Genomic DNA, 23,067 nt, shown 5'->3' on the forward strand with positions numbered 1-23,067 from the left:
CCGTCGCCAAGGCGCTCGACGTGCTCAAGGGCGCCAAGCGCCCGCTGATCATCCTCGGCAAGGGCGCCGCCTACGCCCAGGCCGACGAGACCGTCCGCGCCTTCGTCGAGAAGTCCGGCATTCCCTTCCTGCAGATGAGCATGGCCAAGGGCCTGCTGCCCGACACCCACCCGCAGTCGGCCGGTGCGGCGCGCTCCGCGGCGCTGAAGGACTCCGACGTGGTGGTGCTGGTCGGCGCGCGGCTGAACTGGCTGCTGTCGCACGGGAAGGGCAAGCAGTGGGGCGAGCCCGGCTCCAAGACCTTCATCCAGATCGACATCGAGCCGCGCGAGATCGACAGCAACGTGGCGATCACGGCGCCGCTGGTCGGTGACATCGGGTCGTGCCTGTCGGCCCTGCTGGCCGGCATCGACGGCGGCTGGAAGGCGCCGTCGGCGGAGTGGACGGGCTCGCTGAACGCGCGGCGCGAGGCGAACATCGCGAAGATGGCGCCCAAGCTGATGAGCAACGCCTCGCCGATGAACTTCCATGGCGCGCTGGGTGCCTTGCGCCGTGTGGTGAACGAGCGTCCCGACGCGATGCTGGTGAACGAGGGTGCGAACACCCTGGACCTGGCGCGCGGCATCATCGACATGCACCAGCCGCGCAAGCGCCTGGACGTGGGCACCTGGGGCGTGATGGGCGTTGGCATGGGCTACGCCGTCGCGGCCGCGGTGGAGACGGGCAAGCCGGTGCTGGCGATCGAGGGCGACAGCGCCTTCGGCTTCTCGGGCATGGAGGTGGAGACGATCTGCCGGTACAACCTGCCGGTCTGCATCGTGATCTTCAACAACAACGGCATCTACAAGGGCACGGACCTCAACCCGACGGGCGGCGCCGATCCCTCGCCGATGGTCTTCGTTCCGGACTCGCGCTACGACCGGATGATGGAGGCCTTCGGCGGCGTGGGCGTGCATGTCACGACACCGGACGAGCTGTACCGCGTCGTCAGCGAGGCGATGGACTCCGGCCGTCCGACGCTGGTCAACGCGGTCATCGACCCGGCCGCCGGCACCGAGAGCGGCAACATCGGCAGCCTCAACCCGACCAGTTCGGTGCGCAAGATGCCGTCTTAACGAAAAGACGGCTTCCAAGCCGAAAAAAGAGCGGCCTGCCGAGGAAGGACAGGCCGCCGCACACGAAGAAACGCACCGACCTCACACTCGCTTCCCTGGGAGGACTGCAATGGCCAAAGCGCTCGAAGGCGTCAAGATTCTCGATTTCACCCATGTCCAGTCGGGGCCGACCTGCACCCAGCTTCTGGCCTGGTTCGGCGCCGACGTGATCAAGGTGGAGCGCCCGGGCGAGGGCGACATCACGCGGTCCCAGCTTCGCGATGTGCCGGACGCGGACAGCCTCTACTTCACGATGCTGAACCACAACAAGCGCTCCATCACGCTCGACACCAAGAACCCCAAGGGGAAGGCGGTTCTGGAAGACCTGATGCGCAGCTGCGACGTGATGGTCGAGAACTTCGCGCCGGGTGTGCTCGAGCGCATGGGCTTCACCTGGGAGCGCATCCAGGAGATCAACCCCCAGCTCATCGTGGCGTCGGTGAAGGGCTTCGGCCCCGGCCCCTACGAGGACTGCAAGGTCTATGAGAACGTCGCGCAGTGCGCGGGCGGCGCCGCTTCCACCACCGGCTTCGACGACGGCCCCCCCATGGTGACCGGCGCCCAGATCGGCGACAGCGGCACGGGCCTGCACCTGGCGCTCGGCATCGTGACGGCGCTCTACCAGCGCACCCACACCGGCCGCGGCCAGAAGGTGCTGGCGGCGATGCAGGATTCGGTGCTGAACCTCTGCCGCGTCAAGCTGCGCGACCAGCAGCGCCTCGCCCGCGGCCCGCTGAAGGAATTCCCGCAATACCCGAACGGCACCTTCGGCGACACGGTGCCGCGCGCCGGCAATGCGTCGGGCGGCGGCCAGCCGGGCTGGATCCTGAAGTGCAAGGGCTGGGAGACCGATCCCAACGCCTACATCTACTTCATCGCGCAGGCGCCGGTCTGGGCGAAGATCTGCCAGGTCATCGGCAAGCCGGAATGGATCACCGATCCTGACTACGCCACTCCGGTGGCGCGCCTGCCGCGGCTGATGTCGATCTTCGCGACGGTCGAGCAGTGGACCATGACCATGACGAAGTTCGAGGTCATGGAGACGCTGAACAAGTACGACATCCCCTGCGGCCCGATCCTCTCCATGAAGGAGATCGCCGAGGAGCCGTCACTGCGCGAGACCGGCACCGTGGTCGAGGTGGACCATCCGGTCCGCGGCAAGTATCTGACGGTCGGCAACCCGATCAAGCTGTCGGACAGCCCCACCGAAGTGACGCGCTCGCCGCTGCTGGGCGAGCACACGGACGAGATCCTGCGCGAGGTGCTCGGCTTCGACGACGCCCGGATCGCCGAGATCCGCGACGCCGGCGCGCTCGGCGCCGTGGAGCGGATCGCGGCGGAGTAAGGAAGGCTTCCGGAAAGGGCCGTTCCCGGCGGGCGGGGCAGGGGGAGCCCCGCCCGCCGGGGACTCGCCCCGTCCGAGGCCCGCAGGTGCATTTTTATAAGAACAATTGGAGTTCCTCGGGAGGGAACGGAGGCAACGATGAACATTCATGAATATCAGGCCAAGGAACTGCTGAAGACGTACGGCGTCGCCGTGCCGCGCGGCGGAGTGGCCTACACGGCGGAAGAGGCGGAGAAGGTCGCGCGTGAACTCGGCGGCCCGGTCTGGGTCGTGAAGTCGCAGATCCACGCCGGCGGCCGTGGTGCCGGCCGCTTCAAGAGCAACCCCGAGGGCAAGGGCGGCGTCCGCGTCGTCAAATCCGTCGAGGACGTGGTCTCCAACGCGCAGGAGATGCTCGGCCAGGTTCTGGTGACCAAGCAGACCGGCCCCGAAGGCAAGGAGGTCAAGCGCCTCTACGTCGAGGAAGGTGCCGACATCAAGCGCGAGCTGTATCTCAGCCTGCTGGTGGACCGCGGCACCGGCCGGATCACCGTCGTCGCCTCGACCGAGGGCGGCATGGAGATCGAGGAGGTCGCCCACAACACGCCGGAGAAGATCGTCAAGGTCTCCATCGACCCGGTCACCGGCATCCAGGGCTACCACACCCGCAAGATCGCCTTCGCCCTCGGGCTGGAAGGCAAGCAGGTCGGTGCGGCCTCGAAGTTCCTGACGGCCATGTACAAGGCCTTCGTGGATCTCGACTGCGCCATCGTCGAGGTCAACCCGCTGATCGTCACCGGCTCGGGCGACATCCTGGCGCTCGACGCCAAGATGAGCTTCGACGACAACGCGCTCTTCCGCCACAAGGACGTGGCCGCGCTCCGCGACGAGTCGGAAGAGGATCCGTCGGAGATCGAGGCCGCCAAGTACGAGCTGAACTACGTGAAGCTCGACGGCAACATCGGCTGCATGGTGAACGGCGCCGGCCTCGCCATGGCGACGATGGACATCATCAAACTGTACGGCGGCGAGCCGGCCAACTTCCTGGACGTGGGCGGCGGCGCCACGAAGGAGCGCGTCACCGCGGCCTTCAAGCTGATCCTGTCCGACCCGAACGTCGAGGGCATCCTCGTCAACATCTTCGGCGGCATCATGCGCTGCGACGTCATCGCCGAGGGCGTGGTGTCCGCCGCGCGCGAAGTGAAGCTGCACGTTCCGCTGGTCGTCCGGCTGGAAGGCACCAACGTCGACCTGGGCAAGAAGATCCTCGCCGAGTCCGGCCTGCCCATCATTTCCGCCGACAATCTGGCCGACGCCGCGGAGAAGATCGCCCGCGCCGTGGTGAAGGAGCGCGTCTAATGGCTGTTCTGATCAATTCCAAGACGAAGGTCATCTGCCAGGGCTTCACCGGCGCGCAGGGCACCTTCCACTCCGAGCAGGCGATCGCCTACGGCACGAAGATGGTCGGCGGCGTGACCCCGGGTAAGGGCGGCACCACCCACCTCGACCTGCCGGTCTTCGACACGGTGGCCGACGCGGTCGAGCGCACCGGCGCCAACGCGTCCGTCATCTACGTGCCGCCGCCCTTCGCGGCCGACGCCATCCTCGAGGCAATCGACGCCGAGATCCCGCTGGTGGTCTGCATCACCGAAGGCATCCCGGTGCTGGACATGGTCCGCGTGCGCCGCGCGCTGGACAGCTCCAAGACCCGCCTGATCGGGCCGAACTGCCCGGGCATCATCACGCCGGACGAGTGCAAGATCGGCATCATGCCGGGCCACATCCACCGCCGCGGCAAGATCGGCATCGTGTCGCGTTCGGGCACGCTGACCTACGAGGCGGTCGCCCAGACCACGGCCGCCGGGCTGGGTCAGACGACCTGCATCGGCATCGGCGGCGATCCGGTGAACGGCACGAACTTCGTGGACAGCCTGGAGATGTTCCTGGCCGACCCGGAGACCGAGGGCATCATCATGATCGGCGAGATCGGCGGCGACGCCGAGGTCAAGGGTGCCGAGTTCATCAAGCAGTCGGGCACGAAGAAGCCGGTCGTCGGCTTCATCGCCGGCCGCACCGCCCCTCCGGGCCGCCGCATGGGCCATGCGGGTGCGGTGATCTCCGGCGGCAACGACACCGCCGACTTCAAGATCGAGTTCATGAAGTCGGCCGGCATCGCCGTCGCCGACAGCCCGGCCAGCCTGGGTTCCACCATGCTTACCGCGATGCGGCACTAAACCGAAGCCGGCCGGGCGTCCTCGCCCGGCCGGCTTTTCGGCTCGGCAATCAAAGTTCGCGAGCCCCTCCGGTATGGGAAGGGGCTCCAGGGGAAAGCCCCCGAGGGAGAGAGCCATGGACACGGCCATCGCTGAGAAGAAGAAAGCCATTCATCCGGGTGCGGGGCGTCGGAACACCCGGATCCAGCCCAAGGGGCGGCAGGTCGATCCGGCGGCTCTGGCCGAGGTGCAGGAACTGCTCGGCGAGGGCTCGCGCAACCGCGACCTGCTGATCGAGCATCTCCACAAGCTCCAGGACCGCTTCCACTGCCTGCACGCCCGCCACCTCGCCGCACTCGCCGCCGAGATGCGGCTGGCCCTGGTCGAGGTCTATGAGGTCGCCTCCTTCTACGCCCATTTCGACATCGTCATGGACGAGGAGCAGGCACCCCCGCCCGTCACCGTGCGCGTCTGCGACAGCCTGTCCTGCTGCATGGCCGGCGGCGAAAAGCTGCTGGAGGAGCTGCCGGCCAAGCTCGGCCCCGACGTCCGCATCGTGCGCGCCCCCTGCATGGGTGCCTGCCACAACGCGCCCGCCGTCGCCATCGGCCACGCGCTGCACGAGCACGCCACCGCCGACAGCGTCGCCGAGGCCGTCGCCCACGGCCACACCCATCCCCATATCCCGGACTACCCCGGCCTCGACGCCTACAAGGCCGGCGGCGGCTACGCGCTGCTGCGCGCCTGCCTGGACGGCGCGCGCACGCCCGAAAGCCTGATCGAGGCGCTGGAATCCTCCAACCTGCGTGGCCTCGGCGGCGCCGGCTTCCCCACCGGGCGCAAATGGCGCTTCGTCCGCCAGGAGGCCGCACCCCGCCTCATGGCCGTCAACGGCGACGAGGGCGAGCCCGGCACCTTCAAGGACCGCCACTATCTGGAAACCGACCCGCACCGCTTCCTGGAAGGCATGCTGATCGGCGCCTGGGTGGTCGAGGCCACCGACGTCTACGTCTACATCCGCGACGAATACCCGCAGTGCATCGCCATCCTCGCCCGCGAGATCGAAGCCGTGGAGAAGGCCGGCCTGTCGCCGCACACCCGCATCCACCTGCGGCGCGGCGCCGGCGCCTACATCTGCGGCGAGGAATCGGCGATGCTGGAGAGCATCGAGGGCAAGCGCGGCCTGCCGCGCCAGAAGCCGCCCTTCCCCTCGGTCGTCGGCCTGTTCGGCCGCCCCACCCTGATCAACAACGTCGAGACGCTCTTCTGGGTGCGTGACATCGTCGAGAAGGGCGCGGACTGGTGGGCCAGCCACGGCCGCAACGGCCGCAAGGGGCTGCGCAGCTTCTCCGTCTCCGGCCACGTCAGGAACCCCGGCGTGAAGCTGGCCCCGGCCGGCATCACCATGGCCGAGCTGATCAAGGAATATTGCGGCGGCATGGCCGACGGCCACACGTTCAAGGGCTACCTGCCCGGCGGTGCGTCCGGCGGCATCCTGCCGGCCAGCATGGCCGACATCCCGCTGGACTTCGGCACGCTGGAGCAGCACGGCTGCTTCATCGGCTCGGCCGCGGTCGTCGTGCTGTCGGACCGGGACGACATGCGCGCGGTGCTGCGCAACCTGCTGGCCTTCTTCGAGGACGAGAGCTGCGGCCAGTGCACGCCCTGCCGCGTCGGCACGGAAAAGGCCGTCAAGCTGGTGGACCAGCCCGAATGGGATGAGCCCCTGCTGAACGAGCTGGCGCAGGTGATGACCAGCGCCTCCATCTGCGGCCTGGGCCAGGCCGCCATGAACCCACTGAAAAGCGTGCTGAAGCATTTCCGGGAGGACGTCCTGTGAACCAGATGAGCCCCGTGTCGGTCCAGTTCGAGCTGGACGGAAAGCTGGTCGAGGCGCAGCCGGGCGAGAGCATCTGGCAGGTCGCCACGCGCGTCGGCACCGAGATCCCGCACCTGTGCTACTCCACCGCTCCCGGCTACCGCGCCGACGGCAACTGCCGCGCCTGCATGGTCGAGATCGAGGGCGAGCGCGTGCTCGCACCCTCCTGCATGCGCAAGCCGGTGCCCGGCATGAAGGTCAAGACCGCCAGCGAGAGCGCCAAGAGCGCCCGCAAGCTGGTCTTCGAGCTGCTGGTCGGCGACCAGCCCGAGCGCGCCCGCGCCCATGATCCCGAGTCCAAGTTCTGGAAGTGGGCCGACCATGTCGGCGTGACGGAGAGCCGGTTCCCGAGCCGTGAGCATCCGGTGGAGAAGGACTTCTCCCACCCGGCGATGGCGGTGCAGCTCGACGCCTGCATCCAGTGCAACCTGTGCGTCCGGGCCTGCCGCGAGGTCCAGGTCAACGACGTCATCGGCATGGCCCTGCGCGGCCACAACGAGAAAATCGTCTTCGACTTCGACGATCCCATGGGCGACAGCACCTGCGTCGCCTGCGGCGAGTGCGTGCAGGCCTGCCCGACGGGTGCGCTGATGCCCAAGACGCAGGTGGACCTGCAGACCGGCGTCTTCTCGGAGGCGCCGGACCGCAAGGTGGACAGCGTGTGCCCCTATTGCGGCGTCGGCTGCCAGCTGACCTACAACATCAAGGGCGACCGGCTGCTGTCGGTGGAGGGCCGCGAGGGCCCGGCCAACCAGAACCGGCTGTGCGTGAAGGGCCGCTTCGGCTTCGACTACATCCACCACCCGCACCGTCTGACCAAGCCGCTGATCCGCAAGCCGGGTGCCTCCAAGCACGACATGGAGACGCTCGACCCCGCCAACCCCTGGACGCATTTCCGCGAAGCGACCTGGGAAGAGGCCTTGCAGGTCGCCGTTGACGGCCTGAAGCGGATCCGCGACACCCGCGGCGGGCAGGCGCTGGCCGGCTTCGGCTCGGCCAAGGGCTCCAACGAGGAGGCCTACCTGTTCCAGAAGCTGGTGCGCACCGGCTTCGGCACCAACAACGTCGACCATTGCACCCGTCTGTGCCACGCCTCCTCGGTGGCGGCGCTGATCGAGGGCATCGGCTCGGGCGCCGTGACCGCACCCTTCATGGCCGCACTCGACGCCGAGGTGATCGTCGTCATCGGCTCCAACCCGACCGAGAACCACCCCGTCGCCGCGACCTTCTTCAAGAACGCCGCGAAGAAGGGCGCCAAGCTGGTCGTCATGGACCCGCGCGGGCTGGCCTTGAAGCGCCTTGCCACGCACATGCTGCAGTTCAAGCCGGGCCGCGACGTCTCCATGCTCAACGCCATGCTGAACGTCATCATCAGCGAGGGGCTGCACGACCCCAACTACGTGGCCGAGCACACGGAGGACTTCGAAAAGCTCAAGGAGCATGTGAAGGCCTTCACGCCGGAGGCCATGGAGCCGATCTGCGGCATCCCGGCGGACCAGCTGCGCGAGGTGGCCCGGCTGTACGCGACCTCGAAGGGCTCGCTGATCTTCTGGGGCATGGGCGTGTCGCAGCACATCCACGGCACCGACAACGTGCGCTGCCTGATCGCGCTGGCGCTGGTCACCGGCCAGATCGGCCGTCCGGGCACGGGGCTGCACCCGCTGCGCGGCCAGAACAACGTGCAGGGCGCGTCGGACGCCGGGCTGATCCCGATGATGTACCCGGACTACCGCCCTGTGGAGGACCCGCAGGTGCGGGCCTTCTACGAGGACCTGTGGGGGACCAAGCTCGATCCCAAGCGGGGCCTGACGGTGGTGGAGATCATGGACGCCATCCATGCCGACCAGCTGACGGGCATGTACGTGATGGGCGAGAACCCGGCCATGTCGGACCCGGACGTGGAGCACGCGCGCCACGCCCTGGCGAAACTGGAGCATCTGGTGGTGCAGGACATCTTCCTGACCGAAACGGCGAAATACGCCGACGTGGTGCTTCCGGCGTCCGCCTGGCCGGAGAAGGACGGGACGGTGACCAACACCAACCGCCAGGTGCAGCTGGGCCGGCGCGCCCTGCCGCTGCCGGGCGAGGCGCGCCAGGACCTGTGGATCATCCAGCAGCTGGCGGTCGGGCTGGGTCTGAACTGGGACTACGCGCACCCGCGCGACGTGTTCGCGGAGATGAAGAAGGCGATGCCGTCGCTGGACAACATCAGCTGGGAGCGGCTGGAGCGGGAGGGGTCGGTGACCTACCCGTGCCTGTCGGAGACCGAGCCTGGGCAGGACATCGTGTTCGGGGACGGCTTCCCGACGGCGAGCAGCCGCGGGCGTCTGGTTCCGGCGGACGTGATCCCGCCGGCGGAGGAGCCGGACGCGGAGTACCCGATGGTGGTGACGACGGGCCGTCAGCTGGAGCACTGGCACACCGGGTCGATGACGCGGCGCGCGCAGGTTCTGGACGACATCGAGCCGGAGGCGGTGGCCTATCTGTCGCCGGCGGACCTGCGGCGGGTGGGTGCGAAGGCGGGCGACATGGTGCGGATCACGACGCGGCGCGGCTCGATCGAGCTGAAGGCGCGTTCGGACCACGGCATGCCGTCGGGGCTGATCTTCATCCCCTTCTGCTACGCCGAGGCGTCGGCCAACATCCTCACCAACCCCAAGCTCGACCCCTACGGCAAGATCCCGGAGTTCAAGTTCTCCGCCGCCAAGATCGAAGCCAAGGCGATGGCGTGATGCTGCTGGTGGCGTAAGGGCAGGGTAGGGCGTCAGCCCAAGCAAGCGGGGCCGGGAAGGTGTAAACCACCTTTCCGGCCCCGATCCTTTGCATGGATGCCGCTGATATGATGCAGGCTTCCAGCGAGCGAGGCAGCCTTTGGAGATCGGCTGCGGGCGACAAGGGCGGGCTGTTTTGGTATGCTCGGGACATGATGGCCTCACCCCCTTCCCATGATGATCAAAGTTACATAACGCTGCTCGGAAAGCTTAAGGAGCAAATCCAGTCGGCTCGGCTGCGAGCATCTGTTGCAGTGAATCGCGAACTGATCCTGCTTTACTGGAATATCGGGCAAGACATACTTGCTCGCCAGAATACTGAAGGGTGGGGCGCCCGAGTCATAGATCGGCTGGCCAAAGACCTCCGCCGCGATTTCCCTGAAATGACCGGTTTGTCAGCGCGGAATCTAAAGTACATGCGCGCGTTTGCGGAGGCCTATTCTGATTTTGGAATTGTGCAACAGGTTGTTGCACAGCTTCCCTGGGGCCATAATGTCCGGATTGTCGAGGCGATCAAGGACCCTGATGAACGTCTTTGGTACGCTCGGCAAGCCGTCGAACACGGATGGAGTCGGAACGTTCTTGTCCATCAGATCGAAAGCGGTCTCTTTCGTCGTCAGGGTAAGGCTATTACAAATTTCAGCCGTGCGCTTCCATCGGTTCAGGCCGATCTAGCCCAGGAACTTATTAAGGATCCCTACACCTTCGATTTCCTGGCGCTCGGCCCTGAAATGTCCGAGCGTGAGCTTGAGCGGAGCTTGCTGGAGCACCTCCGGGAGTTGATCCTTGAACTTGGGAAGGGATTCGCTTTTGTCGGTAACCAGTACCATCTCGCGGTGGGAGGGCAGGATTATTATTTGGATTTGCTGTTCTACCATCTGCGCCTGCGCTGCTTTGTTGTGATCGAACTCAAAATCGAGGAATTCAATCCAGAATTCGCAGGGAAAATGAATTTCTATTTGTCGGCAGTTGATGATCATCTCCGCCATCAATCCGATGAACCCAGCATCGGCATCATTCTATGCAAAGACAAGAACAATGTTGTGGTAGAGTATGCGTTACGTGGATTTTCCAAACCAATGGGCGTATCCGAGTATCGCCTTTCAAAGATCTTGCCGGATCAGCTAAAAGCTGAGTTGCCGACCGCCGATGAATTTTCGCGCGAGTTTCCACTGATTTCGCTTGTTAAGCTTCGCATCGAGATCGAGCGGAAAATGCGCTCTCTTTTAGTATCGAAGGGATTTGAACCGCTTGGAATCGGCATGCAGCAAATGCTGGATATGTTGCTGAAAGCCGGCATAACTCCGGAGAGCGCAGAGCAGTTTTCCCAAAGTTTGAAGGCCATGCACATGGCGGCGCACGGCCTTGATGTCGATGAAGAAACGGCAAGCAGCGCCATTAGTATCGGAACACGTTTTCTCGAAGAACTTTCAAAGGCTGGTACGGAATAGCCCCGCTGGGCACATTGCTGCAGTCACCACGTAGCTGACGGCGCAAATACGCCCTGCCTCCTACAGGCTGCTGATCTCCACCACGCCCGGCTGCGGTGCCGCGGCCTTGCGCCGCTCCGGCAGCATGACGGTGGCGACGGTGCCCTTGCCGGACGGGCTGTCCAGTGTCAGCGTGCCCTCGTGCAGGTTCACGATGGCGAGGCTGATCGACAGCCCGAGGCCCGTGCCGCTGAAGCGGCGGGTGGAGGCGCTTTCGACTTGGAAGAAGGGTTCGAAGACCTGGCGCGTGTGCTCGGGCGCGATGCCGATACCCGTGTCGGCGACGGTGATCCGGAAGCCGCCGTCGCCGGTCCGGTCCGCGCCGACCCGGATGGTTCCGCCGGACTCCGTAAACTTGATGGCGTTGGACACGAGGTTCAGCAGAACCTGCCGCAGCAGCCTTTCGTCGCCCCGGAGGGGCAGGGGCTCCCGGGGGACCTCCACCTGGAGGTCCAGCCCCTTCTCGCGCGCCTGTTCGCGCAGGATCTGCGTCCATTGCAGGACGATCCGTCCGAGGTCGAACTCGCTTTCGCGCAGCATCATGGTGCCGGCCTCGAGCTTGGACATGTCGAGCACGTCGTTGATGATCGACAGCAGATGCTCGCCGCTGATCCGGATGTCCCGCGCATACTCCAGCACGGTCGCAGGCCCGGTCCTCGGGTTGCCGAGTTCCAGCACCTGCGCGAACCCGATGATGGCGTTGAGCGGCGTGCGCAGCTCGTGGCTCATGTTCGACAGGAACTCGGACTTCATGCGGTGCGCCCGCTCCGCGGCCAGCTTGGCCTCGTCCAGCCGCGCTTCCGCCTTTCGCCGCAGGGTCACGTCGCGGTAGACGCTCACCACGCTGCCGTCCGGCGTGCGGGCCTGGTTGCTTTCCACGATCGTGCCGTCCGGCAGTTCCAGCTCGTAGCTGTGCAGCCGTTCGTGGGCGGTGCTGCGCCACCCCCGCCAGGACCGGCGCTCCTTGTCGGAACTCTCAGGCAGCAGGAACTTCGCGGCGTGCTCGATGATCCCGTCGAAGCGCGCTCCCGGCAGGGCGACATCGCGGAGGAACGGGAACATCTCGTAATAGCGGCGGTTCGCAAGGCTCAGCCGCCGGTCGGAGCCCCACAGGACGAAGCCCTCGCTCATCGAATCCAGCGCCTGGTCGAGCAGATGCTTGGCCCGGCGGATGTCCGCCGCCGCCCGCTCGCGCGCCCGGATGTAGAGCGCGCCGGACAATGCTGCCAGCAGCAGCAGCAGGCCGAGCGCCGACGACACCGCCAGCGTGACGGTGCGCCGTTCCCTCCAGCCTGCCAGCGCGTCCTCCTCGCGGATCTCGGCGACGACCGAGAGGCCGGCATACAGGGTCGGGGCGGCGGCGGCGATGACCCGGGATCCGTCGATGGAATCCGTGCTGAAGGTCCATTGCCGGTTGACGGGCAGCCGCAGCGCCACGGGCGCCAGCGTCTTGCCGATGTGCCGCTCCGCGTGCGGGTTGCTCATCAGCAACTGCCCGTCCGCACGCTGGGCCGACACACGGAGGCCTGGGCTGGACAGGTCGGGCAGGGCGACGCGCGCGAGGTTGCTGACCGGCAGCTCGGCGACGGCCGACAGCGGCTCCTCCCGTCCGCGGCCGACGAATCGGCCGAGATAGAGCGACCATTCGCCGGTCGCCCGGTTGCGCACCGGGCCGACGATCCGAAGCGTTCCCTCGGTCAGACGCGCCGGCAGGAACTCCTCGGTCAGCGGGGGAGGGCGCCGCACGGTGGCGCCGAGCCGCGCGGCGCGGACTCTCCCCATGCCGTCCACGATCATCAGGTCACGGGTCAGGAAGCTCTGGTCCGAGAGCGCACGCAGCGCCCGGTTGGCGCCGGTCGCCGAATGATTCGCCTGCGGAATGGTGACGAGCTTGTCGATTCCCGCCAGCATCGCGTCGGCCTGAAGCAGGCCGCGGTTGATGTTCGCCTCGGCCACGGCCAACGCCCGCGTCACCGTCCGGCCGGCGGTGTCCTGCTCGTCGATGCGGTCGCGCTCGATCATCATCCAGGTCGCGGTGCCCTGCACCGCGAGGAGGCCCACGGCGGCGAAAAGGATGATGGCGGGCGCTTGCCTCAAACGTCTCATGCCGTCACTCCCGCGGCAGTGGGATGGACAGCAGGGGGCCGATGGTGGCGCTCCAGGCCTCGGCGCAGGTCTCGCCGCAGCGGCTGATCCAGCCCGGCAGGACCGTGTTCTCGATCAGCGACCGAAGGCGCGAGCGGTCCTCCACCGACAGGGGCACCAGGGTCATCTGGCCCGGCTTGCCCGCCGGGCAGGGTCCCCGGCCCGTGTTGCAGGCGACACCTTCGCTGACCTTCCGTTCGGCGTCGTTCCAGATCTCCTGCTCCAGCACGGCGATCTCCCGCCGCAGAAAGTCCTTCACCTCGTTCGGCAGCGACGCCCAGCGGGTGCCGTTCGCCGCGAAGACCGACACGCCCCAGGAGACCGCCATGGCATGGAAATGGGTCGTGACCTCATGCAGCCCGATGCTGTTGCCCGACAGGGCACCGGTGATCACGCAATCCACCACGTCGTGCCGGACGGCCGAAACCACCTCGGCGAAAGGCATGACCACGGGCACGGCGCCCAGCGCCTCGACCAGTTCGGCCTGGGCGACGCTGGCGGTGCGGATCCGCCGTCCGGCCAGATCGCCCAGGCTGCGGAACGCCTGCCGGCAGAACAGGACCTGAGCGGGATAGGTGTAGAGACCCAGCAGTTCGACGTCGTGATGGACCTTCAGGAACTGCTCGAGAAAGGGCCGGTAAGCCGTCGCGACACGCTGGAGCGACGCGAAGTCCGGGCTCACCAGCGGCAGGTCCACGACCGCCAGCTCCGGCGTGTCGTTCGCGCCGCTGATGAGCATCGTCCCGAAGGGGACCACGCCGAGTTCCAGCAGGCGCAGCATGTCCTGAGCCCGGATGCCGCTGCGGTCGAAGGCGGAGATCTCGGCCGAGACCCGCCCGCCGGAGAGCTTCGCCACGCGCTCGGACCAGAAGGGTTTCTCATAGTCGGTGTACTGGCTGACGCCCGCCAGCCCGCCAACGATCCGCAGATGGGTTTCGGGCAGGAGCTCGGCAGGCTCCTCGGCCCGCGCGACGGCGGACAGCAACAGGAAGGCGAGGCCGGCGAGCGCTGGCAGCGTTCTGATAGTCCGACCCCGTCGCATCAACGCTCCCACCGTGAACAGTCTCTCACCCGATACTATCCTGAAACCGAACCGCCATGAAAAGCCTGTTCGTCAGGACATTGGAGCCGTACGGCGATAAGGTGCGTACAGCGGCATGCACACGCATCATAACGCGCAGACATATTCCGCGATGGTGACATCGAATTGTGTACGAATGGTTGCCGGACGAAGATCAATAAGAATCATATAAGTCATCTTATGGAAAATAGGTGCTGGAGCGGACAGGACCACGGATCGTTCCAGGCCTGCAACGATCAGCATGCTGGCCCGGCGCTCGGCCTTTCCGTAGACTGGACCGACGCACAACGCCGAAGACCCGATCCCGATGCCATTCACGCTTCTAAGCTCCCGCACCTACCGCCACATGCCCTGGAAGAATGGCGGCGGGATCACCACGGAGATCGCGGTCGCCGATTTGCCGGGTGGCGACGCCGGCCAGTTCCTCTGGAGGGCCAGCATCGCCTACGTCACGGAATCCTGCGCCTATTCCGATTTTGCGGGTTATGAGCGGTTCACCACGATTCTTGAGGGCAAGGGGCTCCAACTGGCCGTCGACGGCGTATCGGTGACGCTTCTTCGCCGTGACCCGGTCTTCGAATTCCCTGGAGAAGCCGCGGTCCACGGCACGCTGATCGACGGGCCGACCCGGAACTTCAACCTGATGGTCAACCGTGAACGCGCCAACGGACGGCTCGAACTCGTGGCTGGCGGCGCGGCGGTCCAGATCCCCGGAACCGGCGCCGCCCTGGTTCATGCGCTGGATGGCAATGTCGCGGTGCGCACCGCCGAAGGCGAGGTGCAGATCCCGCGCGGTTGGACCGGCCGCCTGGACGGCCTGGCCGGAACAGTGGAGCCGGATCAGGACGCCGCCGCGCTGCTGGCCCTGGTGAACGTTCTCGGCGAAGCCTGAAAGCGCAGCGGCGGAGGCTAATCCGCTCCCCGCCGGAACCCTTCGACGCCGCGCTGAAGCAGGGTTGCCGCCAGTCCGACGTAGCTTCCCTGCCGTTCCGGCGTCAGCGCCTCGAAGCGCTCGCGCGTGACGCCGTCCGGGAAGTCCCGGTCCAGATAGCCGGTCAGGGTGCGCTTGACCTCGCTGGTGAGGATGTCGCGCACGGATTGCGGCACGGAATCCCGGAAGTCCGGCTCCAGCGCGATCTGAAGGCCTTCCAGGTCGAAGGTCAGGCGTTCACCCCCGGCCGTGTCCACGGGCTTGGTCTCGAAAAGGGCTTGGCCGGATTCGATGAGCACCACGGTCGCCAGCATGTCGACGGCAGCCTCGACCGCCTCGTCGCGGGTCGCGAGCGGCCGGTCGGCGTCGGTCCCGATGACGCTGCCGCCGCCCGGTGCGGTGGATTTCAGCAGCAGGTCCGCCTGCCACCCCGTTCCATCATGGTAGACATGAACACCGGTGAGATTTGAGCGCTTCATGTGGAGACGCATCGGCGGCGGAACCGCCGCCGGGGCGAAGGCCTCCGCCGGCCTTCCGCCGGAGCGGACCTTGACCTGCGCCCTGACCAGCAGGGGCTTCAACAGCCGCTTCGCTTCCCGCTGGGCGTCCGCGTCCAAAAACTCGGCCAATTCCCGTTCCCCTGCCCTTGCCGAACGCGGCCGATCCGGGGCCGCCCTTTTCGTTCGTTTAGCCCACAGTCAGCCGTCAACGCAACAGCGCCGCAGCCCCCTCCTCCTCCAGGCTCTTGCGGGCCTCCTCCTGGACCCAGCGGCGGAACAGGTCGCGCCAGCGGTCGGGCTTGCGGCGGCTGCTCTCGACGATGAAATAGCCCTGCTCGGTCCGGACCGGCCGGTCCAGCAGGGCGACCAGATGCCCACTGCGGACCAGATCGTCGATCAGGGGCACCCAGCCCAGCGCCACCCCCTGCCCCATCAGCGCGGCCTGAAGGACCAGCGGGTAGTTGTTGAAGGTGAGATCATGGCCGCTCGCCGGCATCGGCACGCCGTGCAGCGTGAACCACTCCTTCCAGCTCAGCCAAGCGGCTGGCCCGACGCTTTCCAGGTGAAGCAGCGGCAGGCTGCGCAGATCCTGCGGGGAGATGGTCCCATCGGCCCCGTCCATCCCGCCATGGGCCGCCTTGAAGGCGGGGCTGCAGATCGGAAGCACCACCTCGGGGAACAGGCGCTCGGCGTCGCAGCCCGGCCAGCGCCCGCCGCCGAAGGCGATGGCGATGTCCACCGCCTCGCGCCGCATGTCGAACTCGCGCTGCGCCGTCACGATCCGCACGTCCAGGTCGGGCATCGCCTCGCGCAGGCGGCTGAGCCGCGGCATCAGCCACCAGGCGGCGAATCCGAAATCCGTCGCCACGTTCAGCACGCCCGGCCGCTGTCCGGCGCGGATCTCCGACACCGCGTCGGCGATTCCGTCCAGCGCCTCCCGCGTGGCCTCGTACAGCCGCACGCCGTCGGGGGTGAGCGCCACGCCCCGGTGCAGGCGGCGGAAGAGCGCCACGGCGAGATCGGCCTCCAGCCAGTTGATCTGATGGCTGACCGCCGACTGGGTCACCTTCAGTTCCCGCGCGGCAGCGCTGAAGTTCAGCAGCCGCGCCGCCGATTCGAAGAACATCAGGGTCTGGAGCGGCGGCAGACGGCGGTCGTTTGCCATGAACGGTGCTCATATCCTCATGATGAAATACCGTCTTCACGGCCCGTCCTCATGGCGGAATTCTACATGGACTGCACAACAAGTCCACAAGCAGGCGGAAGAGGGTAGATATGGCGAGGCGTCCGAACATACTCGTTCTCATGGCTGACCAGATGACGCCGATGGCGTTGCGCGCCTACGGCCACCCGACGACGAAGACGCCGCACATCGACGCGCTCGCGGAGAAGGGGGTGCTGTTCGAGAGCGCCTATTGCAACAGCCCGCTCTGCGCGCCCTCGCGCTACGTCTTCATGTCGGGCCGCCTGCCCTCGGCGATCGGGGCCTACGACAACGCGTCGGATTTCCCGTCGGGCATCCCGACCTTCGCCCATTACATGCGTCATGCGGGATACCGGACGATCCTGTCCGGCAAGATGCATTTCTGCGGCGCGGACCAGCTCCACGGCTTCGAGGAGCGGCTGACCACCGACATCTACCCGGCCGATTTCGGCTGGACGCCCGACTGGACCGACTTCCAGACACGGCCGAGCTGGTACCACAACATGAGCTCGGTGACCGACGCCGGCCCCTGCGTGCGCACCAACCAGCTCGACTTCGACGAGGAGGTGGTCTTCACCTCGGAGCGCAAGCTGTATGACCTCGCGCGCGGCAAGAAGGAGCGGCCCTTCTGCATGGTGGTGTCGCTGACCCACCCGCACGACCCCTACGCCATCCCCGAGGAGTACTGGAACCGCTACACGGACGAGGAGGTGCCCATGCCCCGCGTCACGCTGGACCCGTCGGAGATGGACCCGCATTCCCTTCGCCTGCGCCACGTCTCCAACATGGACAATGAGCCGGTGACGGAGCGGCAGATCCGCAACGCGCGGCGCGCCTATTACGGCGCCGTCTCCTACGTGGACGACCAGATCGGCCGCATCCTGAAGGTGCTGAAGGACACGGGCCTCGCCGACGACACGATCATCGTCCTGCTCTCCGACCACGGCGAGATGCTGGGCGAGCGCGGCCTCTGGTACAAGATGAGCTTCTTCGAGGGCGCCAGCCGCATCCCGCTGATCGTCCATGCGCCACAGTATTTCCAGGCCGGCCGCGTCGCTTCCTCGGTGTCGTCGGTGGACATCCTGCCGACCCTGGTCGATCTGGCCTACGATGGTGCCGCCCCGGCCTACCGCTCGGCGATCGACGGACGCAGCCTGCTGCCGCACCTCCAGCGCAGCGGTGGCCATGACGAGGTGATCGGCGAGTATCTGGCGGAGGGCGCCATCGCCCCGCTCGTCATGATCCGGCGCGGGAACGAGAAGTTCATCCATTCCCCGGCCGATCCCAACCAGCTCTACGATCTCGCCGACGATCCGGACGAGCTGAACAACCTCGCGGAGGCTCCAGCCGCGGCGGCCCGGGTCCAGGCCTACCGCGAGGAGGTCGCGCGCCGCTGGGACATGGCCCGCCTTTACGACAGCGTCATCGCCAGCCAGCAGCAGCGGCTTCTCGTGGCGGAATCGCTGCGTCAGGGAGCGCACCGCGCCTGGGACTTCCAGCCGGTCAACGACGCCAGCACCAGCTACATGCGCAACCATCTGGACCTCGACGATCTGGAGGCGATGGCCCGTTTTCCGCGCGTGCGGCCGGCCTGACGGTTTCCACCGGCGCTGAAACCGGCCACACTCGACCGATCCGGGACCGCCGACCCCTTATCGGCCAACCCTCTTCCAAGGAGATCACCATGTACGGACTGGGACGCGCAGCACTTCTGGGTCTGGCAACCACCGTCGGGTTGGCGGCCATGGGGCAACAGGCCCTGGCGGCGGATCCCGCCTCCTGCGAGACGGTGCGGATGGCCGATCCGGGCTGGACGGACATCACGGCGACCAATGGCGTCGCGGGCGTGCTGCTGAACGCGCTGGGCTATAAGCAGAAGGTCGAGACGGTCGCCGTCCCCATCATCTTCCAGGGGCTGAAGACCAAGCAGATCGACGTGTTCCTCGGCAACTGGATGCCGGCGCAGTCGACCTTCCTCGACCCTCTGCTCCAGGAGAAGTCGGTCGAACTGGTCCGCGCCAACCTGGAGAACGCCAAGTTCACGCTGGCCGTGCCGAGCTACGTGGCGAAGGAGGGGGTGAAGAGCTTCGCCGACCTCGCCAAGTTCGCCGACCGCTTCGACAAGACCATCTATGGGATCGAGCCCGGTGCGCCGGCGAACCAGAACATCCAGCGCATGCTGGACAAGAAGGACTTCGGCCTCGACGGCTGGAAGCTGGTCGAATCCAGCGAGCAGGGCATGCTGGCCCAGGCCGTGCGCAAGGCGCGCGGCAAGGACTGGATCGTCTTCCTGGCGTGGCAGCCGCACCCCATGAACACCAAGATCGACCTGACCTATCTCGCTGGCGGTGACGCCTATTTCGGCGCGAACTACGGCAGCACGACGGTCAACACCCTGTCGCGCGCCGGCTATGGCGGGGAATGCCCGAACGCCGCGAAGCTGTTCGGCCAGCTCGCCTACACGGTCGAGATGGAAAACCAGATCATGGCCGCCATCGTGGACGACAAGAAGGACCCGAAGGACGCGGCCACCGCCTATCTGAAGGCGCATCCGGACCTGGTCGGCCCCTGGCTGGCTGGCGTGCAGACGCGCGACGGAAAGGACGGCCTCAAGGCCGTTCAGGCCGCCCTCGGACTGAAATAACCCAAACCGGCGCGGCGGGGGACCGCCGCCCACCCAATCCAGAAGGAAATGTTCCGCCATGTTCGCCCGGTTGCACGCCTGGTTCCGGTCCCTGTTCAAGCCCGCCTACCGGCCGGAACGCCATTACATGCGCGGTCCCTCCGGCCGACGCTGACGCCCGTCCCGCCGCCTTGACAAGCGGGGGGCCGTCGGGCATTGCCGGAAGCGGGGGCACCGTCGAGGGTTGCCCGGGGAAGCGAGGTAAGGCGTGCGGCTGCTGCTGGTCGAGGACAACGAGCGTCTGGCGGATCTCATCGCCGCCGGGCTCGGGGAGGCGGGGTTCGCGGTCGATCCCGCCCGCACGGTCCGCGACGCCGAACACGCCCTCTCCGTCTTCGCCTACGATCTGCTGCTGCTCGACCTGGGCCTGCCCGACCAGGACGGGATGGCGCTGCTGCGCAGCCTGCGCGCGGCCAGGAACGGGCTGCCGGTCCTCATCATCACGGCGCGCGGCGGGCTGGATGACCGGCTGTCGGGGCTGAACGGCGGGGCCGACGACTATCTGATCAAGCCCTTCGACATGGCGGAGCTGGTCGCGCGCTGCCGCGCGCTGCTGCGCCGGCGGCAGGATGTCCTGACGCTCAGCCTCGAGGCGGGGAACGTCGCGCTGGACACGGCGACCCTCCAGGTGACGGTAGCGGGCCGCCCATGCGACCTGCGGCGCCGTGAGGTGCAGTTGCTGGAGCTGCTGATGCGGCGCAGCGACAAGGTCGTGCCGCGCGCGACCATCGAGGAGGCGCTCTACAGCATCGACGAGGAAATCGCCCCCAACACCATCGACGTGCTCGTCTCCCGCCTGCGCAAGCGGCTGATCGCGGAGGAGGCCGACGTCCAGATCCACACCGTGCGCGGCGTCGGCTACATGGTGAGCGGGCCATGACGGGGCGGGCCACGGAGGCGCGCCGGCCGCGCACCCTCGCCTTCCAGCTCATCACGAGGCTGGCGGCGGTGGCGCTGCTGGTGATCGCGGTGCAGTCGGTGCTGATCGCCTGGCGCGAGGCCGCCGATCCGGTGGAACGGATCGAGGGCGTGCTGGAGAAGGAGATCGCCGTCCTGTCCGGCTATCTGGAGCCGGACGGGCAGATCCGCCTCCCCGAATCCCTGGCCCAGCGTTACCGCGACTATCCCGACGATTACGCCTTCGCGGTCTTCGGCCCGGACACCCGCATCATCGCGCCCATCAACCAGCATCTCATCCACACCCCGCCCCTGACGGAGGACGCGCGGCTGCGCGAATGGCTGACGTCACGCGAGGAGCTGCGCGGGCCGGTCTGGTCGAGCGGGCGCATGGTCGAGCGCGGCGGCACGGTCTATTGGATCGCGGCGGCGATGCGCGACGATCCGGCCGACCTCTACCTGTCGGTGATCCTCGACCGCCTGATGGAGGAGATTGGCGTCATCCTCCTGCCGCTGCTGCTGATCCTGCTGCTGGCGACGGTCTGGACCGTTCGGGGCAGCCTGAAGCCCCTGCAGCGCGCCGCGGCGGAGGCCGCCGCGGTGGACGGCCGGACGGAGGGTGCCCGCATCGCCGAGACCCGGCTGCCGGCCGAGGTGCACAGCCTCGTCCGCGCGGTCAACGGGGCGCTGGAGCGCATGGACCGCAGCCTCGCCTTCCAGCGGGAGTTCACGGCCAACGTCGCGCACGAGCTGCGCACACCGCTCGCCATCCTGACGCTCCAGCTCGACACGCTGCCGGCCGGCGAGGCGACGCGGCGGCTGAAGGCGGACGCCGGGGGCATGGTGCGGCTGGTCGAGCAGCTCCTGAAGGTCGCGCAGCTCGAGGCCCTCCAGTTCAAGCCGGGCGACCGGGTGGAGCTGGGCGAGGTGGCGCGCGACGTCACCGCCCTGCTCGCCCCGCTCGCCATCCGCGACGGCAAGGAGCTGGCGTTCGAGGATCAGGAGGCCGGGGCCGTCCACGGCCACGCCGACGCCATCGCGGCGGCCCTGCGCAACCTCGTGGAGAACGCGCTGCGCGTCTCGCCGCCGGGCGCCACCGTCACCGTCCGGGCGGGTCCGGGACCACGCCTGTCGGTCGCCGACCAGGGACCGGGGATCCCGAGGGAGATCCGCGAGCGCGTCTTCGAGCGGTTCTGGACCGCCGACCGCAACGGCACCAGCCTCGGTCTCGGCCTCTTCATCGTCAAGAAGACCATGGAGGCGCATGAGGGCGGCATCGGCATCACCGACGGCGAGGCCGGCGGGGCCGTCTTCACCCTGTCCTTTCCGCGTCCGCCCCTGCCTGGCCCGTCTCTCCCCTGATGGCGTCGATGCGGACGGCGACCTGCTTGGTGAAGGGGCTGATCGCGAAGCATTGGTAGGCGACGCCCTGGTCGCGGACGAACTCCTGGAAGGCCTTGTGCTCGTCCTCCCGCCAGGTCCGGTTGCCGATATACTCGTCGAAAACCAGCACCGTTCCCGGCCGGACCCGCGGCGCGAGCGCGGTCAGCACCGTCCGGGCCGAGGAATAGATGTCGCTGTCGATGTTCACGAAGCGCAAGGGCTCGCCCCGTTCCCGCAGGAAGGAGCCGAGCGTGTCCTCGAACCAGCCCGCGTGCAGGGTCACGTTGGGGCGAACCGGCGGAAGCTGCCGCCCGGTGGAAAGCAGCCCCTGCGGGCCGTTCACCCAGGTCTCCGGCAGCCCTTCGAAGGAATCGAAGCCGTGGACGGCCTGCCCCGCCACGGCGGCGATGTGGTTGATCGAGGTGCCGCGCCGGACCCCGAACTCCAGCACCATGCCCGGTACCGCCGCCCGCGACAGCGCGTGGCGCAGCAGGTTGGCGCTCATGCCGAAGATCCGCGTGTCCGCAGACAGGTGGGGCTGCACGGCGGTGACGGATTCGACAAGAGGCAGGCGCTTCGGGTTGCCGGCCACATGCTCCCGGAAGATGCGCACCGCCTCCGCTTCCTGCCCGAGCAGCCGGTGGTAGGCGCACAGGAAGGCCCAGTAGCGGCCGTTGGCGCCGGAGCAGCCGACGGCGCGCCACAGGCGCCGCAACGCCTCCTCCATGCCAAGGGTCTGTAGCGCCGGCGCATGACTGCCGAACCAGGCGGCCGCGTGTTCCGGGTCGAGGCTCAGCAGCGCCTCGTATGTGGCGAGCGCGCCCGCCGCGTCGCCCAGATAGGATTGGCTGATCGCCTTCTCATACAGCAGGTCCACATCCCCGGCGGCGCCGGGCTGCGCATCGACGATGCGGATCGCGTCCTCGTAGCGGGCGTCGCGGCGGCAGGCCTGGGCCAGCGCCGCCGGCCCGCCGGGATGGTCCGGGGCAACGGCGAGGGCGCGTTCGAACCAGCCCACGGCGGCCAGGACATCGTTGGTCTGGAGGAGGGCTTGCCCCAACCCGGACATCGCCTCGACGCCGTCCGGCCGGCGCGCGAGCGCGCGGCGCAGGTGCCGGAGTCCTTCCTCGTTCCGGCGCCGTCCGAGCAGCGCCGCCGCCCTTAGCAGGTCATGCTCCGGCATGTCCCGCAGCTCTCCGGAATCCAGGAGCCGCAGGGCCGCCTTGAAATGGCGTCGGTCGAGCAGGTCCCGCACGGCGGCGAGCCCGCCGTTTTGTGGATCGTTCCGTTCGTCTGTCGCCACGGGATGCCTGCCGCAATTCGGGTGCTGCGCGGGAGCGCGCCGCCTTATAGCCGCTGCCCGCCGCCGCGCGCCATCCTCCTCGCTTCGGGCCGACGATTTCGGCGGAAAG

The 23,067-nt window shown here is 67.5% G+C and carries 18 protein-coding genes; 12 read left to right on the forward strand and 6 right to left on the reverse strand.

The window, feature by feature from the left end; translation table 11 throughout:
- The 7 genes from oxc to JUB11_RS24920 all read left to right on the forward strand — a co-directional run.
- Positions 1 to 1,115 (forward strand): oxalyl-CoA decarboxylase (gene oxc / locus JUB11_RS24890; RefSeq protein WP_207461489.1); only part of this gene is annotated, 1,115 nt, incomplete at its 5' end.
- 109 nt (positions 1,116 to 1,224) lie between these two features.
- The gene (gene frc / locus JUB11_RS24895) at positions 1,225 to 2,499 is read left to right on the forward strand and encodes a formyl-CoA transferase (protein WP_207461490.1); all 1,275 of its coding nucleotides are present in this window, start codon (positions 1,225 to 1,227) and stop codon (positions 2,497 to 2,499) included.
- 138 nt (positions 2,500 to 2,637) lie between these two features.
- Positions 2,638 to 3,837, forward strand: coding sequence for an ADP-forming succinate--CoA ligase subunit beta (sucC, locus tag JUB11_RS24900; RefSeq protein WP_207461491.1), 1,200 nt, complete (start codon positions 2,638 to 2,640; stop codon positions 3,835 to 3,837).
- Complete coding sequence (gene sucD / locus JUB11_RS24905; RefSeq protein ID WP_207461492.1) at positions 3,837 to 4,712, forward strand: succinate--CoA ligase subunit alpha; 876 nt, start codon at positions 3,837 to 3,839, stop codon at positions 4,710 to 4,712. The genes sucC and sucD overlap by 1 nt, the downstream gene beginning before the upstream one ends.
- Before the next feature lie 115 nt (positions 4,713 to 4,827).
- Positions 4,828 to 6,531, forward strand: a complete 1,704-nt coding sequence (locus JUB11_RS24910; RefSeq protein ID WP_207461493.1) for an NAD(P)H-dependent oxidoreductase subunit E — start codon at positions 4,828 to 4,830, stop codon at positions 6,529 to 6,531.
- Between the two features lie 5 nt (positions 6,532 to 6,536).
- The gene (gene fdhF / locus JUB11_RS24915; RefSeq protein ID WP_207461533.1) at positions 6,537 to 9,302 is read left to right on the forward strand and encodes a formate dehydrogenase subunit alpha; all 2,766 of its coding nucleotides are present in this window, start codon (positions 6,537 to 6,539) and stop codon (positions 9,300 to 9,302) included.
- A gap of 92 nt (positions 9,303 to 9,394) precedes the next feature.
- Positions 9,395 to 10,792, forward strand: a complete 1,398-nt coding sequence (locus JUB11_RS24920) for a PDDEXK nuclease domain-containing protein (protein WP_247887309.1) — start codon at positions 9,395 to 9,397, stop codon at positions 10,790 to 10,792.
- Positions 10,793 to 10,852: 60 nt separating this feature from the next.
- On the opposite strand, the gene JUB11_RS24925 is transcribed toward JUB11_RS24920, so the two are convergent.
- The 3 genes from JUB11_RS24925 to JUB11_RS24935 all read right to left on the reverse strand — a co-directional run bounded on the left by JUB11_RS24925 (position 10,853) and on the right by JUB11_RS24935 (position 14,375).
- Entirely contained in the window at positions 10,853 to 12,937 is a 2,085-nt protein-coding gene (locus JUB11_RS24925) for an ATP-binding protein (protein ID WP_207461494.1), read from the reverse strand.
- 4 nt (positions 12,938 to 12,941) lie between these two features.
- Positions 12,942 to 14,018: a TRAP transporter substrate-binding protein gene (locus JUB11_RS24930; RefSeq protein WP_207461495.1), complete on the reverse strand. Its 1,077-nt coding sequence runs from the start codon at positions 14,016 to 14,018 to the stop codon at positions 12,942 to 12,944.
- A 126-nt stretch (positions 14,019 to 14,144) separates the two neighbouring features.
- A complete protein-coding gene (locus tag JUB11_RS24935; RefSeq protein WP_207461496.1) occupies positions 14,145 to 14,375 on the reverse strand; it encodes a hypothetical protein in 231 nt (76 codons plus the stop codon).
- Between JUB11_RS24935 and JUB11_RS24940 the strand changes: the two genes are divergently transcribed.
- On the forward strand, positions 14,365 to 14,949 hold the full coding sequence (locus tag JUB11_RS24940) for a HutD family protein (RefSeq protein ID WP_282189160.1): 585 nt from the start codon (positions 14,365 to 14,367) through the stop codon (positions 14,947 to 14,949). The genes JUB11_RS24935 and JUB11_RS24940 overlap by 11 nt on opposite strands.
- 17 nt (positions 14,950 to 14,966) lie before the next feature.
- On the opposite strand, the gene JUB11_RS24945 is transcribed toward JUB11_RS24940, so the two are convergent.
- Both JUB11_RS24945 and JUB11_RS24950 read right to left on the reverse strand, forming a co-directional pair.
- Positions 14,967 to 15,617, reverse strand: a complete 651-nt coding sequence (locus tag JUB11_RS24945; protein ID WP_207461498.1) for a hypothetical protein — start codon at positions 15,615 to 15,617, stop codon at positions 14,967 to 14,969.
- 76 nt (positions 15,618 to 15,693) lie between these two features.
- Complete coding sequence (locus tag JUB11_RS24950; RefSeq protein WP_207461499.1) at positions 15,694 to 16,653, reverse strand: LysR substrate-binding domain-containing protein; 960 nt, start codon at positions 16,651 to 16,653, stop codon at positions 15,694 to 15,696.
- A gap of 110 nt (positions 16,654 to 16,763) precedes the next feature.
- On the opposite strand from JUB11_RS24950, the gene betC reads away from it, so the two are divergent.
- The 4 genes from betC (at position 16,764) to JUB11_RS24970 (ending at position 21,634) form a co-directional block, all read left to right on the forward strand.
- Positions 16,764 to 18,287 carry a choline-sulfatase gene (gene betC, locus JUB11_RS24955; protein WP_207461500.1) on the forward strand — a complete coding sequence of 508 codons (1,524 nt, stop codon included), beginning with the start codon at positions 16,764 to 16,766 and terminating at the stop codon, positions 18,285 to 18,287.
- An 89-nt stretch (positions 18,288 to 18,376) separates the two neighbouring features.
- A complete protein-coding gene (choX, locus tag JUB11_RS24960; protein WP_207461501.1) occupies positions 18,377 to 19,336 on the forward strand; it encodes a choline ABC transporter substrate-binding protein in 960 nt (319 codons plus the stop codon).
- A 247-nt stretch (positions 19,337 to 19,583) separates the two neighbouring features.
- Positions 19,584 to 20,255 carry a response regulator gene (locus tag JUB11_RS24965; RefSeq protein WP_207461502.1) on the forward strand — a complete coding sequence of 224 codons (672 nt, stop codon included), beginning with the start codon at positions 19,584 to 19,586 and terminating at the stop codon, positions 20,253 to 20,255.
- Positions 20,252 to 21,634 (forward strand): HAMP domain-containing sensor histidine kinase, encoded by a 1,383-nt coding sequence (locus tag JUB11_RS24970; protein WP_207461503.1) that lies wholly within the window; start codon positions 20,252 to 20,254, stop codon positions 21,632 to 21,634. The genes JUB11_RS24965 and JUB11_RS24970 overlap by 4 nt, the downstream gene beginning before the upstream one ends.
- Here the strand turns inward: JUB11_RS24970 and JUB11_RS24975 are convergent.
- Positions 21,585 to 22,958: a tetratricopeptide repeat protein gene (locus JUB11_RS24975; RefSeq protein ID WP_348771503.1), complete on the reverse strand. Its 1,374-nt coding sequence runs from the start codon at positions 22,956 to 22,958 to the stop codon at positions 21,585 to 21,587. The genes JUB11_RS24970 and JUB11_RS24975 overlap by 50 nt on opposite strands.
- Positions 22,959 to 23,067: the final 109 nt, after the last annotated feature.

Source organism: Azospirillum sp. SYSU D00513 (assembly GCF_017356015.1).
Taxonomy (GTDB): Bacteria; Pseudomonadota; Alphaproteobacteria; order Azospirillales; family Azospirillaceae; genus Azospirillum.